The sequence below is a fragment of the Gemmatimonadota bacterium genome (genome assembly GCA_009692115.1).
Lineage (GTDB): Bacteria > Gemmatimonadota > Gemmatimonadetes > Gemmatimonadales > GWC2-71-9 > SHZU01.
The window spans coordinates 160,547-173,931 of sequence record SHZU01000002.1; the positions used below are offsets into that span (position 1 = coordinate 160,547).

Annotated in this window: 17 protein-coding genes and 1 tRNA gene; 5 read left to right on the forward strand and 13 right to left on the reverse strand. The window is 65.1% G+C overall.

Annotated features, from left to right (window positions below; all coding sequences use genetic code 11):
- Positions 1-17: 17 nt before the first annotated feature.
- Positions 18-239, reverse strand: a complete 222-nt coding sequence (gene rpsR, locus EXR94_03230; GenBank protein MSR01743.1) for a 30S ribosomal protein S18 — start codon at positions 237-239, stop codon at positions 18-20.
- On the reverse strand, positions 236-589 hold the full coding sequence (gene rpsF, locus EXR94_03235; GenBank protein ID MSR01744.1) for a 30S ribosomal protein S6: 354 nt from the start codon (positions 587-589) through the stop codon (positions 236-238). The genes rpsR and rpsF overlap by 4 nt, the downstream gene beginning before the upstream one ends.
- A 168-nt stretch (positions 590-757) precedes the next feature.
- Here rpsF and EXR94_03240 point away from each other — a divergent pair, with 168 nt between their 5' ends.
- The gene (locus tag EXR94_03240) at positions 758-1,402 is read left to right on the forward strand and encodes an MOSC domain-containing protein (protein MSR01745.1); all 645 of its coding nucleotides are present in this window, start codon (positions 758-760) and stop codon (positions 1,400-1,402) included.
- On the opposite strand, the gene ychF is transcribed toward EXR94_03240, so the two are convergent.
- From ychF to EXR94_03270, 6 genes are all read right to left on the reverse strand, one after another.
- The gene (gene ychF / locus EXR94_03245; GenBank protein ID MSR01746.1) at positions 1,392-2,489 is read right to left on the reverse strand and encodes a redox-regulated ATPase YchF; all 1,098 of its coding nucleotides are present in this window, start codon (positions 2,487-2,489) and stop codon (positions 1,392-1,394) included. The two genes, EXR94_03240 and ychF, sit on opposite strands and share 11 nt — an antisense overlap.
- A gap of 73 nt (positions 2,490-2,562) precedes the next feature.
- Positions 2,563-4,626, reverse strand: coding sequence for a sodium-translocating pyrophosphatase (locus tag EXR94_03250; protein MSR01747.1), 2,064 nt, complete (start codon positions 4,624-4,626; stop codon positions 2,563-2,565).
- A 24-nt stretch (positions 4,627-4,650) separates the two neighbouring features.
- Positions 4,651-5,238 carry an aminoacyl-tRNA hydrolase gene (locus EXR94_03255; GenBank protein ID MSR01748.1) on the reverse strand — a complete coding sequence of 196 codons (588 nt, stop codon included), beginning with the start codon at positions 5,236-5,238 and terminating at the stop codon, positions 4,651-4,653.
- A 3-nt stretch (positions 5,239-5,241) separates the two neighbouring features.
- Positions 5,242-5,913, reverse strand: a complete 672-nt coding sequence (locus EXR94_03260; protein MSR01749.1) for a 50S ribosomal protein L25 — start codon at positions 5,911-5,913, stop codon at positions 5,242-5,244.
- 21 nt (positions 5,914-5,934) lie between these two features.
- Positions 5,935-6,894, reverse strand: a complete 960-nt coding sequence (locus tag EXR94_03265; protein ID MSR01750.1) for a ribose-phosphate pyrophosphokinase — start codon at positions 6,892-6,894, stop codon at positions 5,935-5,937.
- Between the two features lie 57 nt (positions 6,895-6,951).
- Positions 6,952-7,022 (reverse strand) — tRNA-Gln (locus EXR94_03270).
- A gap of 140 nt (positions 7,023-7,162) precedes the next feature.
- Between EXR94_03270 and EXR94_03275 the strand changes: the two genes are divergently transcribed.
- Entirely contained in the window at positions 7,163-8,029 is an 867-nt protein-coding gene (locus tag EXR94_03275) for an acetolactate synthase (GenBank protein ID MSR01751.1), read from the forward strand.
- A 4-nt stretch (positions 8,030-8,033) separates the two neighbouring features.
- Here EXR94_03275 and ispE read toward each other — a convergent pair whose 3' ends face one another.
- Genes ispE through EXR94_03295 form a run of 4 tightly spaced genes read right to left on the reverse strand, consistent with a single transcriptional unit; the run spans position 8,034 to position 11,155 of the window.
- On the reverse strand, positions 8,034-8,969 hold the full coding sequence (gene ispE, locus EXR94_03280) for a 4-(cytidine 5'-diphospho)-2-C-methyl-D-erythritol kinase (protein ID MSR01752.1): 936 nt from the start codon (positions 8,967-8,969) through the stop codon (positions 8,034-8,036).
- Positions 8,897-9,913 (reverse strand): flippase-like domain-containing protein, encoded by a 1,017-nt coding sequence (locus EXR94_03285; protein ID MSR01753.1) that lies wholly within the window; start codon positions 9,911-9,913, stop codon positions 8,897-8,899. Before EXR94_03285 ends, ispE begins: the two co-directional genes overlap by 73 nt.
- Positions 9,903-10,400 (reverse strand): hypothetical protein, encoded by a 498-nt coding sequence (locus EXR94_03290; GenBank protein ID MSR01754.1) that lies wholly within the window; start codon positions 10,398-10,400, stop codon positions 9,903-9,905. The genes EXR94_03285 and EXR94_03290 overlap by 11 nt, the downstream gene beginning before the upstream one ends.
- A gap of 32 nt (positions 10,401-10,432) precedes the next feature.
- On the reverse strand, positions 10,433-11,155 hold the full coding sequence (locus EXR94_03295) for a pyridoxine 5'-phosphate synthase (protein ID MSR01755.1): 723 nt from the start codon (positions 11,153-11,155) through the stop codon (positions 10,433-10,435).
- 56 nt (positions 11,156-11,211) lie between these two features.
- Between EXR94_03295 and EXR94_03300 the strand changes: the two genes are divergently transcribed.
- Complete coding sequence (locus EXR94_03300; protein ID MSR01756.1) at positions 11,212-11,661, forward strand: hypothetical protein; 450 nt, start codon at positions 11,212-11,214, stop codon at positions 11,659-11,661.
- A 15-nt stretch (positions 11,662-11,676) separates the two neighbouring features.
- Here the strand turns inward: EXR94_03300 and mce are convergent, their stop codons facing one another.
- Positions 11,677-12,075, reverse strand: a complete 399-nt coding sequence (mce, locus tag EXR94_03305) for a methylmalonyl-CoA epimerase (GenBank protein MSR01757.1) — start codon at positions 12,073-12,075, stop codon at positions 11,677-11,679.
- A 72-nt stretch (positions 12,076-12,147) separates the two neighbouring features.
- On the opposite strand from mce, the gene trxA reads away from it, so the two are divergent.
- A complete protein-coding gene (gene trxA / locus EXR94_03310; GenBank protein ID MSR01758.1) occupies positions 12,148-12,477 on the forward strand; it encodes a thioredoxin in 330 nt (109 codons plus the stop codon).
- An 80-nt stretch (positions 12,478-12,557) separates the two neighbouring features.
- The gene (gene rsmI / locus EXR94_03315; protein MSR01759.1) at positions 12,558-13,385 is read left to right on the forward strand and encodes a 16S rRNA (cytidine(1402)-2'-O)-methyltransferase; all 828 of its coding nucleotides are present in this window, start codon (positions 12,558-12,560) and stop codon (positions 13,383-13,385) included.

Here is a 13,385-nt window from a genome sequence, read left to right on the forward strand (position 1 = left end):
CGGCTCCGCCGGCGTGGTCAGCCCGCGTACCCCTTGATATAGGGGAGAATGGCCAAGTATCTGGCCCGCTTGATGGCCACGGCGAGCTGCCGTTGATGGCGGGCGGTGACGCCGCTCAGCCGACGGGGCAGGATCTTGCCGCGCTCGGTCAGAAAACGCGAGAGCAACTTCTCGTCTTTGTAGTCGACAATCCGGATCCGCAGTTCGGCTAACGGATCGCCCTTGCGATGGCGGCTCATTCGTCATCCCCCTCTTCGGAATCGGCCGGCTTGACGGCCGCGTAGTTCGGGGGGGTCGGGGGTTCGTCGTTGACGACAACCAAATGGCGGATGACGGCGTCGTCGAGCTTGATGGCCCGCTCAAACTCCGGCAGCGCCGTGGAATCGGCGGCGAACGTGGCGACCACGTAGTAGCCGGTGTCCCGCTTCTTGATTTGGTAGGCGAGCGATCGGCGGCCCCAATGATTGACTTGGGGCGCTTCGGCCTCCGGTGTTGCCAGGAGCGAGTGAAACGCTGTCAGCTTGGTGTTGATGGTCTCTTCGTCCAGTGCCGGATCGAAAATGTAGACCACCTCGTACGGTCGGGCCATGCACACCTTCCTTTGGTCAGGTTGCCCCCGCCTTGGGTGCAGAAGGCGGGGGAGGAGATATTTTGACTACGACGCAAAGATAGCGGCACGCTGGGGCCCTGACAACCCGAGCTCCGAGCCGGTCGCCCTGACGGAAACCCTTTGGATTGAAAAGGTTAGCTTCCTGATATGCAAGTTGAATCGATCCAAGCCGGCCAGCCGCGCACCCTGGGGAACCCAGCCTCAGCCGATCCGCTCGACGCGGCCTGGACCAGTGCGATCTGGAAGGAGCCGGTGGAGGGGCGGGTCTCGGCCGGGGCGGAGGGCCTGACCGGCGATACCCAAGTCTATAAGAAGGGACACGGGGGACCCGAGCGGGCGCTCCTCTGGTATCCCCTCGAGCACTACCAGGAATGGCGGGCCGAGTGGGGCCAGCGAGACATTGGGCCCGGCGGGTTCGGCGAGAACGTGACCGTGAGCGGCCTTCGGGAACAATCGGTCTGCGTCGGCGATCTGTTCCAGGTAGGGGAACTCCGGGTGGAGGTGTCGGGGCCGAGGGAGCCCTGCATGAACTTGGTTCGGCGGTTCCGGCGGCCGGAGGCGATCGAGCGAGTGGTGGCCACCGATCGGAGTGGGTGGTACGTCCGGGTACTCAATGAGGGATGGCTCGAGAAAGGCCTCCCGATCACGCTCCTCGACCGGCCGTACCCGCAATGGACGATCGACCGGGCGGCGAGGGTCAAGCGGACTCGGAACCCCGATGAGGCCGCGCTGCTGGCGTCCTGCCCGGCGTTGCTTGCCGACTGGCGGGCTAAGCTCGGCGCTAGACGTTGAAGCGAAAGAGCAGGACGTCGCCGTCCTGCACCAGGTATTCCTTGCCCTCGGAACGGACCAGGCCCTGCTCCCGGGCGGGCTTCCACCCGCCGACCCGGACGAAATCATCGAACGCCACGGTTTCCGCTCGAATGAAGCCCCGCTCGAAGTCGGTGTGGATGACCGCCGCCGCCTGCGGCGCCCGATCGCCGTTGTGGATGGTCCAGGCCCGAACCTCTTTCTCGCCCGCGGTGAAATAGCTCTGGAGACCGAGCAGGTGATAGGCCCCCCGAGCCAGCCGGTCGAGTCCGGATTCGGTCAATCCGAGGGAGTCCAGGAAATCCTTTCGGTCCTCGGGGGCAAGCTCCGAGAGCTCCATCTCGACTTTGGCCGAGAACAACACCACTTCGGCTGCTTCGCCCGCGGTGACGATGGCGGCCCGGAGCGCCTCGACGTGGGCGTTCCCGGTGTTGATCTCGGTTTCACTGACGTTGGCCGCATACAAAACCGGCTTGGCGGTCAGCAGATTGAATTGCCGGAAGGTGGCCGCTTCCTCCTGGGACGGAATCACGGTCCGGGCGGCCTTGCCCTCAGCCAGGGCCGCTTGGAGGGCCGTCAAGAGCTTGGCCTCGAGTTTGGCTTGGGGGTCGCCCGATTTGGCAGCGCGGACGCTCTTGTCGAGGCGCTTTTCAACTGCGGCCAAGTCGGCCAAGCCCAGTTCGATGTTGATGATGTCGCGATCGCGAGCCGGATCGACGGGACCCATCACATGCTGAATGTCGTCGTCCTCGAAGCAGCGAACGACGTGGACGATGGCGTCGACTTCCCGGATATTGGCGAGGAATTGGTTGCCGAGGCCCTCGCCCTGACTGGCCCCTTTGACCAATCCGGCAATATCGAGGAACTCGACGACCGCCGGGACCGTTCGCTCGGGCTTGACGAACTCCGCAATCCGGCCGAGGCGCGGATCGGGGACCTCTACCACCCCGGTATTGGGCTCAATCGTGGCGAACGGATAATTGGCGACCAGAGCTTTGGCCGATGTCAGCGCATTGAACAGAGTCGATTTTCCAACGTTGGGAAGACCGACGATTCCGAGTCGAAGCATAGCGTACAACCTAAGCGTTTGACCGGTCGGTTTCTACCGCCGGATTGCTCTCGGGAAACCAAGATCGGGGAGCCTACTTGTGCAGGCTTGCGAACCAGGGCGCCAACACCAATGAGACGACGCTCATCAGCTTGATCAAGATGTTCATGGCGGGGCCCGAGGTGTCCTTGAACGGATCGCCGACGGTATCGCCGACCACGGCCGCCCGATGGGGGTCGGAACCCTTGCCGCCGTGGGCCCCGGCCTCGATGTACTTCTTGGCGTTGTCCCACGCGCCGCCGGCATTGGCCATGAAGAGGGCCATCATGACGCCGGTCACGGTGGCCCCGGCCAACAGGCCGCCGAGCGCCTTCACCCCGAGGAGGGCGCCGACGACGACCGGCAACGCCAGGGCGGAGATGCCGGGCACAATCATCTCTCTGAGGGCTGCATTGGTCGAAATCTCGACGCACCGGGCGCTGTCGGGCTTGACCCCAGGTTTGCCCTCCAGCAGGCCAGGAATGTCGCGGAACTGCCGGCGAACTTCCTCGACCATTCCCTGGGCCGCCCGGCCCACGGCGGTCATCGTCGAGGCGCCGATGAAGAAGGGCATCACGCCGCCAAGAAAGAGGCCGATGACGACCATCGGGTCGATCAGGTTAAGCCCGGTGGCGTTGAGTCCGACCGCCGAGGCATACGCGCTGAACAGCGCCAACGCCGTCAGGGCCGCGGAGCCGATCGCGAAGCCCTTGCCGATCGCGGCCGTGGTATTGCCGAGGGCATCGAGCCCGTCGGTGATCTTCCGGACGTCGGCGCCGAGATGGCTCATCTCCGCGATGCCGCCGGCGTTGTCGGCAATCGGTCCGTAGGCATCGACGGTCATGGTGACGCCAACTGTCGCCAGCATGCCGACAGCGGCAATCGAGATGCCGTAGAGGCCGGCCACCTCATAGGAGACGTAGATCGCTCCAGCGATCAGGAGCACCGGGATGACACAGGACTGCATCCCGACGGCGAGGCCGGCGATCAGGTTCGTAGCCGGGCCGGTCTTCGACGCTTCGGCAATTCGCTCGACCGGCTTGCTCGAGGTGTAGTACTCGGTGGCGAGGCCGATCAGGATGCCGGACACCGTCCCGGCGACGACCGCCCAGAACGGTCCATAGAGCGGGTAGACGATGCCGGCCTCGTTGGTCATGCCGAGCGGCATCATCCCGGTCAAGACAAAAGCGAAGACCAGAAAGAGCCCGGCGGCGATGACGGTCACGAGGCGGAGCGCATTGGCGGGGTTGCCGGCCGCCAGAAGCCGCATGGTCAGGACCCCGATGAGCGAGGCAACCAGACCGGCTCCAGTGTAGGCCACCGGGAGCAGCATGGCCGTCATTTTATTGTCGTCGGTGATCAGCGTTGAGGTCGCCGCCAACGCGACGGCCGCGATGATGGCCCCGACGTAGCTCTCGAAGATGTCGGCGCCGAGTCCGGCGACATCACCGACGTTGTCGCCGACATTGTCGGCGATGGTTGCCGGATTGCGGGGGTCGTCTTCGGGAATGCCGGCCTCGAGTTTCCCGACGAGGTCGGCGCCGACGTCGGCGGCCTTGGTAAAAATTCCGCCACCGACCCTGGCGAACAGGGCAATCGAGGAGGCGCCCATGGCGTAGCCAGAAATGATTTGGGAGAATAGCGGGGCATTGGCCGCGGCCTCAGGCGCCCCGAGGAACATGAAGACGACGGCGATGCCTACCAAGCCGAGAGAGGCTACGGCAAGCCCCATGACCGCTCCGCCGGAGAATGCGATGCTGAGAGCCGCCGCCTGGCCGCTACCGCGGGCCGCCTCCGCCGTCCGGACGTTGGCCTTGGTGGCGCCCTGCATCCCGATCCAGCCGGCCAGGATCGAACAGAGGCCCCCAAAGACGTAGGCGATGCCGGTCTTGGGGTCGACCGCCCAGGCCAACAGCCCGGCCACGACGAGAATGAAGGGGAGCAGAATTCGGTACTCGGCCCTGAGGAAGGCCATGGCGCCGAGATGGATCTGCTCGGCCAGGTCTTTCATTGCCTCGGAGCCGGCCGGCTTCTGGCACATCCCTGCAAAGGTCAAAAACGTGGCGACTAGGCCAACGATGCCGATCGCCAACGCATAGAGGGTGAGGTTTGCAATCATGAGCCGCAGCCTATCGGGGTGGGGTCAGGGCTCAGTCGGCTTGGGATTCTTGTTGTACCGAGTCATGGCGGTTTCGATCCCGTCAGCGAGCCAACACTCGACGGCGTCCGCCATCGGATCGAGCAACGACTCTATCGTACGGGCCTCCTCGCGATCGAACCCACCGAGCACGAAGTCCGCCATGTCGTCATAGTCCAGTGGGATCGGACCCACCCCGATTCGGAGCCGGGCGTAGTCCTGAGTCCGGAGCGAACCTTCGAGGCTCTTCAGCCCGTTGTGGCCGCCGGCCGAGCCCTTGGCCCGGAGCCGGAACCGGCCGACCGGCAGCGCCACCTCATCGACCAATACCAGGAGGTCCCGACCCGGATCAAACCCCGTTCGGGCCCGCAGCGGGCCGAGGATGGCCCCGCTGCGATTCATGTAAGTCTGGGGCTTCAACAACTCAACCGCCCGACCGCGAACCGACCCTCGAACCGCACGAGCTTGTCCGTCCCGGCGAAAGGCACCGAGGCCCCAGCGGGCCGCGAGATGGTCGGCCAACGCAAACCCAGCGTTGTGCCGGGTGCCATCGTATTCGGGGCCCGGATTGCCGAGCCCAAGGATGGTCCGCAGGGCCTAGTCCTTTTTGGCGTCCTCGTCCTCGTCGGTCGCCTTGGCCTTGCGGATGAGCTCGGGCTCGGACGCCGGCGCCTCATCGGCGGCGGCGACCGGGGCCACTTCTTCGGCCTTCGGCGACACGACGAGACAGATCGTGACGGCCCCATCGGTCATGATCTCAAACTTGCCGGCCACGAGATCGCTTACGTGACGGGACTGGCCGAGGCCCAAGGCGGTGACGTCGACCTCGACGTACTCCGGAATATCGCCCGGAAGGACTTTGATTTCGATCTGGTGCAAGGCGGCTTCGAAGACACCGCCGCTATTGCGAACGCCTTCGGCGGTTCCGACGAACTTGAGCGGCACCTCGACGGCAATCGCTTCGTCGGCGTGGACCTCGTACAGGTCGACGTGGAGAATGTCGCTCGGCCGAACCGGGTTTCGCTGGATTTCGCGAATCAGGGCCTTGATCGGCTGGCGGTCCGCGACGGTGACGTCGAGGAGGGTGTTGCCGGCCCGGACCTTGGTCAGCAGCCGTTCGAGGGCCACCGCATCGAGTTCGAGCGACTCGGCCTCCCGGCCGCGTCCGTAGACGATCGCGGGAATTTTGCCGCTGCGGCGGAGGGAACGGGCGGCGCCTTTGCCGGCCCCGGTTCGGATGTTCGCGCTGAGAAGAGCTGCCTTAGCCATGTCGTGCCTCGTCCTTCGGTGTCAATCGAACAGCGAGCTGACCGATTGGTCGCTGTGGGTGTAGCCAACCGCTTTGGCCAGGAGGCCGGCGATCGAGAGAACTTTGAGCCGGTCGAACCGCTTCGATTCCGGCAGGGCAATCGTGTTCGTAACCGCCACTTCCTTGACCGGCGAATTCACCAGCCGTTCGACCGCCGGACCACTCAGCAGGGCATGGGTGGCGCAGACGTAGATATCTCGCGCACCGAGCCGCTTCAGGGCGACGATCGCCTCGGCCATGGTGCCGCCGGTGTCGATCATGTCGTCCGGGATCAGGACGTCTTTGCCGTCGACGTCGCCGACGACGTTGACGACCTCCGCGACATTGGCCGCCGTCCGGCGTTTGTCGATAATGGCGAACGAGCCATTCAATCGCTTGGCGAAACTCCGGGCCATTTTTGCGCCGCCCGCATCCGAGGCCACCACCACGAGATCCTTGAGATTTTTCTGGCGGTAGTGGTTCACGAACACCGGGGCCGCGTATAAGTGATCGACCGGCAGGTCGAAAAAGCCTTGCATCTGGTGCTGATGGAAGTCGATAGCCAGGACCCGGTCGGCGCCGGCAATCGACACCATGTTGGCCATCAGCTTGGCACTAATCGCGACCCGCGGTTGGTCCTTGCGGTCCTGCCGGGCGTAGCCGAAGTACGGAATGACCGCCGTAATTCGGGCCGCGCTGGCCCGCCGAGCCGCATCCATCAACAGCAACAACTCGAGCAGGTTGTCGCCCGGTGGGTTGGTTGGCTGAATGATGTAGACATCCCGGCCCCGGACATTCTCGTCGATCTTGACGAAAATCTCCCCATCGGCGAACCGCCGGATCGTTGCCTTGCAGAGCGGCTGATTAAGTTCTCTGGCCACTTCCTCCGCCAGGGCCCGATTCGCGGTACCCGAGAGGAGCATCATGGGGCTTAAGACCAGGGATTGGTTCGGCAGAGCCATAGCCCCTAACTATAGCCCAGGACAGGGTTTGGGGCAACCTGGCAGGGGGTGGTTCAATTGGCCCCGGTGGATTCGAACCACCATTCTCAGAGTCAAAGTCTGATGTCCTGCCATTGGACGAGGGGCCAGCACGAGGCCGTTAATCTCAACCGGCCAAAGCAGTTAGTCAAAGGGCTGGTCGCTGTCGAGGGTATCCCCGAGTAAGATACGGCCCATGAATAACCTCTTTCGCCTGGTTTTGCTCGCGGCCGCGGCCGTCACCGGCCCCATGGTCCGACCGGTGGCAAGTCAACCCGCGCTCCTCCTCCAAACGGATTTTGGACTGGCTGAAGGCAGCATCGCGGAAATGAAGGGTGTGGCGTTTTCGGTGGACCGGAACCTTCGGATCTTCGACTTGACCCACCTGATTCCGCCCTACGATGTCTGGGAAGCGGCCGTTCGGTTGCAGCAGGCGGCTCCGTTCTGGCCGACCGGCACGGTCTTCGTGTCCATTGTCGATCCGGGCGTGGGGACCGCGCGGCGGGCCGTCGTTGTTCAGAGTAAGACCGGGCATTTCTTCGTGGGGCCCGATAACGGCACTTTCACCTTCGTGGCGGAGCGGCTCGGGATTGCGGCGGTTCGGGAGATCGACGAAACGATCAATCGGCTGGTGGGCTCGGAACGGTCGCATACCTTTCACGGCCGCGACATCTTCGCCTATACGGGCGCCCGACTGGCGGCGGGCGCGATCGATTTCGAGGGGGTCGGGCCGCTCGTCGCAGGCGGAGTGGTGGAGTTGCCCCACGCCGCGCCGGTCGCGGTGGGCTCGGTGATTCGGGGTACGATCCTGGCCCTCGATCAGCCCTTTGGCAACGTCTGGACGAATATCCGCGCCGGGGTGCTCGACAGCGCCGGGGTCCGGCTTGGCGACTCCCTTGCCGTGACGATCCGATCGGGTGGGACGATCCGATTCCAAGGCCGGCTGCCCTTCGTCAAGAGTTTTGGTGCGGTGGGGCGGGACCGGCCGTTGGCATACCTCGACAGCTTGCTCGACCTGGCGTTTGCCCTCAATCAGGCGAGCTTCGCGAGCCGGTACCGGGTGGGGCGGGGGGCTGAGTGGCAGGTCGAGGTGGTGGTGCCGAGCCGGAAGCGGTAGGCCTTCACCCGGTGTCGGTCGCCAGGGTCAAACCATGTTTCTTGCCTAACATCATCTTGGCATCGTCCCGATCCCGGACGGTCCGGTAGAGCGCGAACACCGTCGATCCGGACCCCGTCATCCGGCAGAGCAGCGGCTGGGTCCGGGCCAAAGCCTCGAATGCCTCGCGGATCTTCGGTTCGCGGCCGAAGACCGCCGACTCAAAATCATTGCCAGCCATCCGGGCGATGTCGCTCCATCGACTGACACTGTCGAGATCCAGGGCCAGCGCACCCCGCGGGGCGGCGCTTTGCCGGGCTTGATCGACCCAGCCGTACGCGGTGGCCGTACTGATCCCAACCGGAGGAACCAGCAACAAAACTGGTGCGGACGGGAGCGCCGGAAGCCGGAGGAGCCGCTCGCCGTGGCCCCACGCCAGGGCCAATGATGCGCCGGACAGGAGGAACGGCACATCGGCACCGAGCCGGCTGGCGTAGTGGAGCAGTTCGGCCCGCGGGATCGGATTACCGGCGAGTTGATTGCCGAGTTCGAGCACGGTGGCGGCGTCGGAGGAGCCGCCCCCGAGCCCGGCGGCGACCGGAATCTGCTTGCGGAGCCTGACCCGGAGGCCGAATCGTCGTCCCGTTGCATTGAGGACCGTTTCGGCGGCCCGAAACGCCAGGTTTTCTTCCAGGGGGCCGAGGTCGGGGCCGTCGACTTCGAGCTGAACACCCGCGGAAGGCTCGGCGAGCGTGACCGAGATGTCGTCGGCCAGGCCGATCCGGCAGAACAAGGTTTCGATGCCATGGTACCCGGACTGTTCCCGAGCGAGGACCCTGAGGAACAGGTTGAGCTTGGCCGGGGCCTTGCCCGTCAGCGTCGGCTCGGTCACCGGCTGGCTGGAGGTGAGGGGGCTTCGGAGGCGGCGGTCAGGGTGATCGGCGTTCGGGACAGCGACCACAAGCCGAGCACGGTAATCGGTATGAACGTGGTGATGTGGAAAGTCAGGGCATAGGCCACCGCCGTGTTGGCGTCGACGCCGAAGACGATCAGGACGGCCTTAATGCCGGACTCAAAGACCCCGAAGTACCCGGGCGTCGACGGGACGGCGATGAGCACCACCAGGAGGCTCTGCATCAGCAATGCCCCACCGAAGCTGACGTCGATGCCGAACGCCTTGAAGGCGACGTAGAAGGCGAGGGCGTTGTTGAGCCAATGGACGATGGACCATCCCGCGGCGCCGAGTACTCGGGTTGGCGAGGTCAGGGCCCCAAGGCCGGCCCGGATCCCGTCGATGAACTGGGACAGCCGTTCCACGAATTTGGGCGAGGGAATGACCGCGCGGACGATCCGCTTGGCAAGCTCTGGGAACGCCAGGGTCGCGATGCAGGCCAGGAGGAGGATGGCCGGGGCAATCGCGAGCCGACCTGCCAGGGTGGCCACCGGGAACCCGTTGATTTCCGCTGTTGCCGGAATCCCGGCGGTGAGCAGGCCGACGAACATCAAGGCGATGATGGTGATCCCGTCGAACAGGCGCTCGGCGACGAGTGAGGAGAGGGCACTGGCAACGCCGGCTTTGGCCAGTCGATTGATCGCGATGGCGCGAAGCACTTCGCCGGCGCGAAATGGAATCAGGTTGTTCGCCATGAACCCGATGGCGATCCCATGCCAAAGCGGCAACGGGGGGATGGTCGTGCCGTCGTCGTTGTGAAGGAGGATCTGCCACCGGGGCACTCGCACCGCGAAGCTCAGAGTGGCGAGGGCGACGGCAATACTCAGGTACAGCCAGTTCGCCTGCCGGGCGCTCTGCCACACGTCGGCGAAGGCGACATCCTTGAGAACCCAGCTGAGCAGGGCGATCGTCACGATCGCCCCGATGAGACCGGCGATTGTCTTAGTCTTCAAGGGCGAGGGGGACGAGGTCGATCAGTTCGCTCACGAGGGGCTCGATGCCGTGGAAGGGAAGGTTCCGTTTGAGGGCGCCGCTCAACTCGCGACGGACATCGTCGGCGCGAAGGAGCGCGGCTCGGCCGCGGTAAAGCAGCGCGCCAATCGGCACGACGTCGGTCTCGATCTCTTCCGAGGCCGGTGCGATGGCCTGGGGTCGATGGTACGTCGAGAAGCTCGTTTCGAAATCCGTCCTGGCCGCCGGCAGCGCCGGCTCGTCGGGCGCGAGGGATTCGATCGGAACGATCTCGGTTTCGGGGGTCTCACCGCTCGCCTGGCCGTCGTCTGCGATATCCCGGACCAGCCGGGACACCGCGGCGGCCGCTCGGCGGATGGCCATGGGGCCGTCCGGGGCGGCAGGCCGAGCGGCGATACCCGCCAGACGCTCCAAGTAATGGGAGGCTTCGAGCACGAAGCATTGGAGGCGGCCGGACGGCACGTTCATCCCTGAAGAGTAGGCCGCCTCTCGGGGTCTGGTCAACGAGGAGGCCGGCTGGTTCTTACGATCCGGCTCATTTCCGACACGGCGCCGTACATCCCGCTCATCACGGCACGACTGACGACGCTGTGGCCGATATTCAGTTCCTCGATTTCCGGAATGGCTGCCACCGCAGCGGTGTTCGCATACGTCAGGCCATGACCGGCGTGCACCGCGAGGCCGAGCGCGGCGGCGTAGCCGGCCGCGGTCCGGAGATCGGCAAGGGCAGTACTGGAAGCGGCATAGGTTCGCGCATACCGACCGGTGTGAAGCTCGATGGCCGGAACGCCGAGTGCCTTGGCCTGGTCGATGGTGGCTCGATCCGGGTCGATAAAGAGGCTGACCCGGGAGCCCGCTTCGGCCAATTGGTCGATGACCGCCCGAAGCCGGCTGGTGTCACCGGAGAGGTCGAGGCCGCCCTCGGTCGTGACCTCCTGCCGGCGCTCGGGAACCAGGGTTACCTGGAAGGGCCGGAGCTTGATCACCAGGGCCACCACGTCGGGCGCGAGGGCCAGTTCGCAGTTGAGGACCGTCGTGACCGCGGCCGCCAACCGGTCGATATCCCGGTCATTGATGTGCCGGCGGTCCTCGCGGAGATGGGCGGTGATCCCGTCGGCCCCGGCGGTTTCGGCGATCCGGGCGGCCTCGACGGGATCGGGTTCGGTCGTCTTTCGCGCCTCTCGAATGGTCGCGACGTGATCGATATTGATATAGAGACGCATTGCAGAGGACCTCCGGGTCGATTTACTTTCGCCCAATGCAGGCACGGGGAGACACAGTGCGAAAATGGTTATTGGCGGTAGTGCTGGTGACCGGTTGCTCAATCAAGGTTGAGACCCTGGCGGTCGCTCCGGCCACGGCTCCGGCGGCCGTGGCGTCGGCGTTCTTGCGGGCGGTTGCCGACAGCAACTTCTCGCAAATGGGCGATCTCTGGGGCACCGCGAAGGGATCCGCGATGGCCACCAATGCGCCGAACAACTGGCTCCAGCGGGTTGCGGTGATGCACGCGTATCTGAAAGGCGGCGCCTCGAAAGTCGTGGGTGAGAATCCAGGGCTGGCGAAGGGCGACCGCCGGGTTCTCTTGATCGAGTTAGCCCGCGACGGGTGCGTCAAGACCGTTCCGTTCACGATGATCCGGACCAAGCAAGGCGCCTGGCTCGTGAACGCGATCGATCTGAACGCCGCGGGGGTGCCGGGTCGGTCGTGCCAAGGCGCCACGGGAACCTGAGCGGGCCGGGCGGACTTATTCGGTAAGCTCAATCAGGATCCCGGTGGTGGCCTGCGGGTGGATGAAGGCGATCCGTTTGCCGCCAACGCCGATCCTGGGCTGGTCGTCGATCAGGCGGTATCCGGCGGCCCGGCAGCGGGCCAGGGCGGCGTCGAGGTCGATGACCCGGTAGCAGACGTGGTGGATGCCGGGGCCCCGCTTGGCCAGGAACTTGGCAATCGGTCCATCGGGGCCGATGGGCTGCAGCAGCTCGACCTCGGATTCGCCGAAGGACAGCGAGACGATGGTGGCGCCGTCTCGTTCCTCCGGTCCGTGATGGGGTTCGAGGCCGAGGACCTCGCGATAGAACGCCAGGCTCTGGTCGATGTCGGCGACCGCGACGCCGATATGAGCAATCTGGGATTTCGAAAACACGGTGCCTCCAGAGGGGGCGTCACGGGAACGTTCGGTAGGCAAATTAACATGGTTCACCAAATGAGGTCGTCGATGAGCGAGATGATTACCCACGTTACCGACGAGACCTTCGCGGCCAGCGTCGAGCAGGCCACAGGCCTCGTAATCGTGGATTTTTGGGCGGAATGGTGCGGCCCGTGCCGGGCAATAGCCCCGATTCTGGAGGACTTGGCGAAGTCCAATCCGGGCAAGGTGCAGATCGCCAAATTGGACGTCGATGCGAACCAGCGAACCGGGATGCGGTTCAACGTTCGGTCGATCCCGACCTTGCTGTTCTTCCTTGATGGCAAGCACGTGGACACCGTGGTCGGGTTGGTGCAGAAGAACGCGCTGCAGGACCGCATCAACAAGCACGCGGCATAGGGCGCACTCGGTACTCGGCACTCGGCACTCGGCGCTCGGCACTCGGCACTCGGCACTCGACGCTCGGCTGCGGGGGGGTGATGGCTGGAACTCTTTTTGTCCTCGCGACGCCGATTGGGAACCTCGGCGACTTGTCGCCCCGGGGGGCCGATACGCTGCGGCGGGTATCGGTCATCGCGGCGGAAGACACTCGGGAAACTCGGAAGCTTCGGGACCATGCCGGCTCCGAGGCCCGGCTGATCAGCTGCCACGCCCACTCCGATCGGCACCGTCTCGAAGAAATCGTGGCGCTGTTGGCTGGCGGGGCGGATGTTGCCTTGGCCACGGACGCCGGAACGCCCGGGGTGAGCGATCCCGGGCCGAGCTTGGTCGCGGCGGTCCTGGCGGCGGGATTCGCGGTGGTCCCGATCCCCGGGCCCTCCGCGGTGGGGACGGCGTTGATGGCCTCGGGGATGCCGGCGGACCGGTATCTCTTTCTTGGCTTCGGGCCCCGGAAGGGGGCGGAGCGTGATGGGTGGCTCGCTCGGATCCAAACCGCTGAGTTTTCTGTAGTGTGCTTCGAGGCCCCGGGCCGCTTGGGTGAACTGCTGGCGGATCTGGTGGCGGTGTGCGGGCCGGAACGACCGGCCTTCGTGGGCCGGGAAATGACCAAGCGATTCGAGGAATATCGACGAGGGACCTTGGAGGAATTGCGGCTTCGATTTGCAGGAGCCGAGATCCGCGGTGAGGTCACGGTCGTGGTGGCAGGGGCTCCTTCGGTCGACCCGGTGCCAGACGAGGGCCCGGCTCGGCTCATTGCCCGTTCGTTGGTGCAGTCGGGGATCGAGCGAAGTCGGGTGGCCAAGGCCGTGGCGGACGCGTTCGGGCTTTCCCGGAACGAGAGCTATCGACTGGCGATGGAAGAATGA

What these genes read in the sequence shown, in the direction of transcription:
- rpsR (MSR01743.1), bottom strand. Translation starts at nt 239, where the DNA reads ATGAGCCGCCATCGCAAGGGCGATCCGTTAGCCGAACTGCGGATCCGG.
- rpsF (MSR01744.1), bottom strand. Translation starts at nt 589, where the DNA reads ATGGCCCGACCGTACGAGGTGGTCTACATTTTCGATCCGGCACTGGAC.
- EXR94_03240 (MSR01745.1), top strand. Translation starts at nt 758, where the DNA reads ATGCAAGTTGAATCGATCCAAGCCGGCCAGCCGCGCACCCTGGGGAAC.
- ychF (MSR01746.1), bottom strand. Translation starts at nt 2,489, where the DNA reads ATGCTTCGACTCGGAATCGTCGGTCTTCCCAACGTTGGAAAATCGACT.
- EXR94_03250 (MSR01747.1), bottom strand. Translation starts at nt 4,626, where the DNA reads ATGATTGCAAACCTCACCCTCTATGCGTTGGCGATCGGCATCGTTGGC.
- EXR94_03260 (MSR01749.1), bottom strand. Translation starts at nt 5,913, where the DNA reads ATGGCTAAGGCAGCTCTTCTCAGCGCGAACATCCGAACCGGGGCCGGC.
- EXR94_03265 (MSR01750.1), bottom strand. Translation starts at nt 6,894, where the DNA reads ATGGCTCTGCCGAACCAATCCCTGGTCTTAAGCCCCATGATGCTCCTC.
- EXR94_03275 (MSR01751.1), top strand. Translation starts at nt 7,163, where the DNA reads ATGGTCCGACCGGTGGCAAGTCAACCCGCGCTCCTCCTCCAAACGGAT.
- EXR94_03290 (MSR01754.1), bottom strand. Translation starts at nt 10,400, where the DNA reads ATGAACGTGCCGTCCGGCCGCCTCCAATGCTTCGTGCTCGAAGCCTCC.
- EXR94_03295 (MSR01755.1), bottom strand. Translation starts at nt 11,155, where the DNA reads ATGCGTCTCTATATCAATATCGATCACGTCGCGACCATTCGAGAGGCG.
- trxA (MSR01758.1), top strand. Translation starts at nt 12,148, where the DNA reads ATGAGCGAGATGATTACCCACGTTACCGACGAGACCTTCGCGGCCAGC.
- rsmI (MSR01759.1), top strand. Translation starts at nt 12,558, where the DNA reads ATGGCTGGAACTCTTTTTGTCCTCGCGACGCCGATTGGGAACCTCGGC.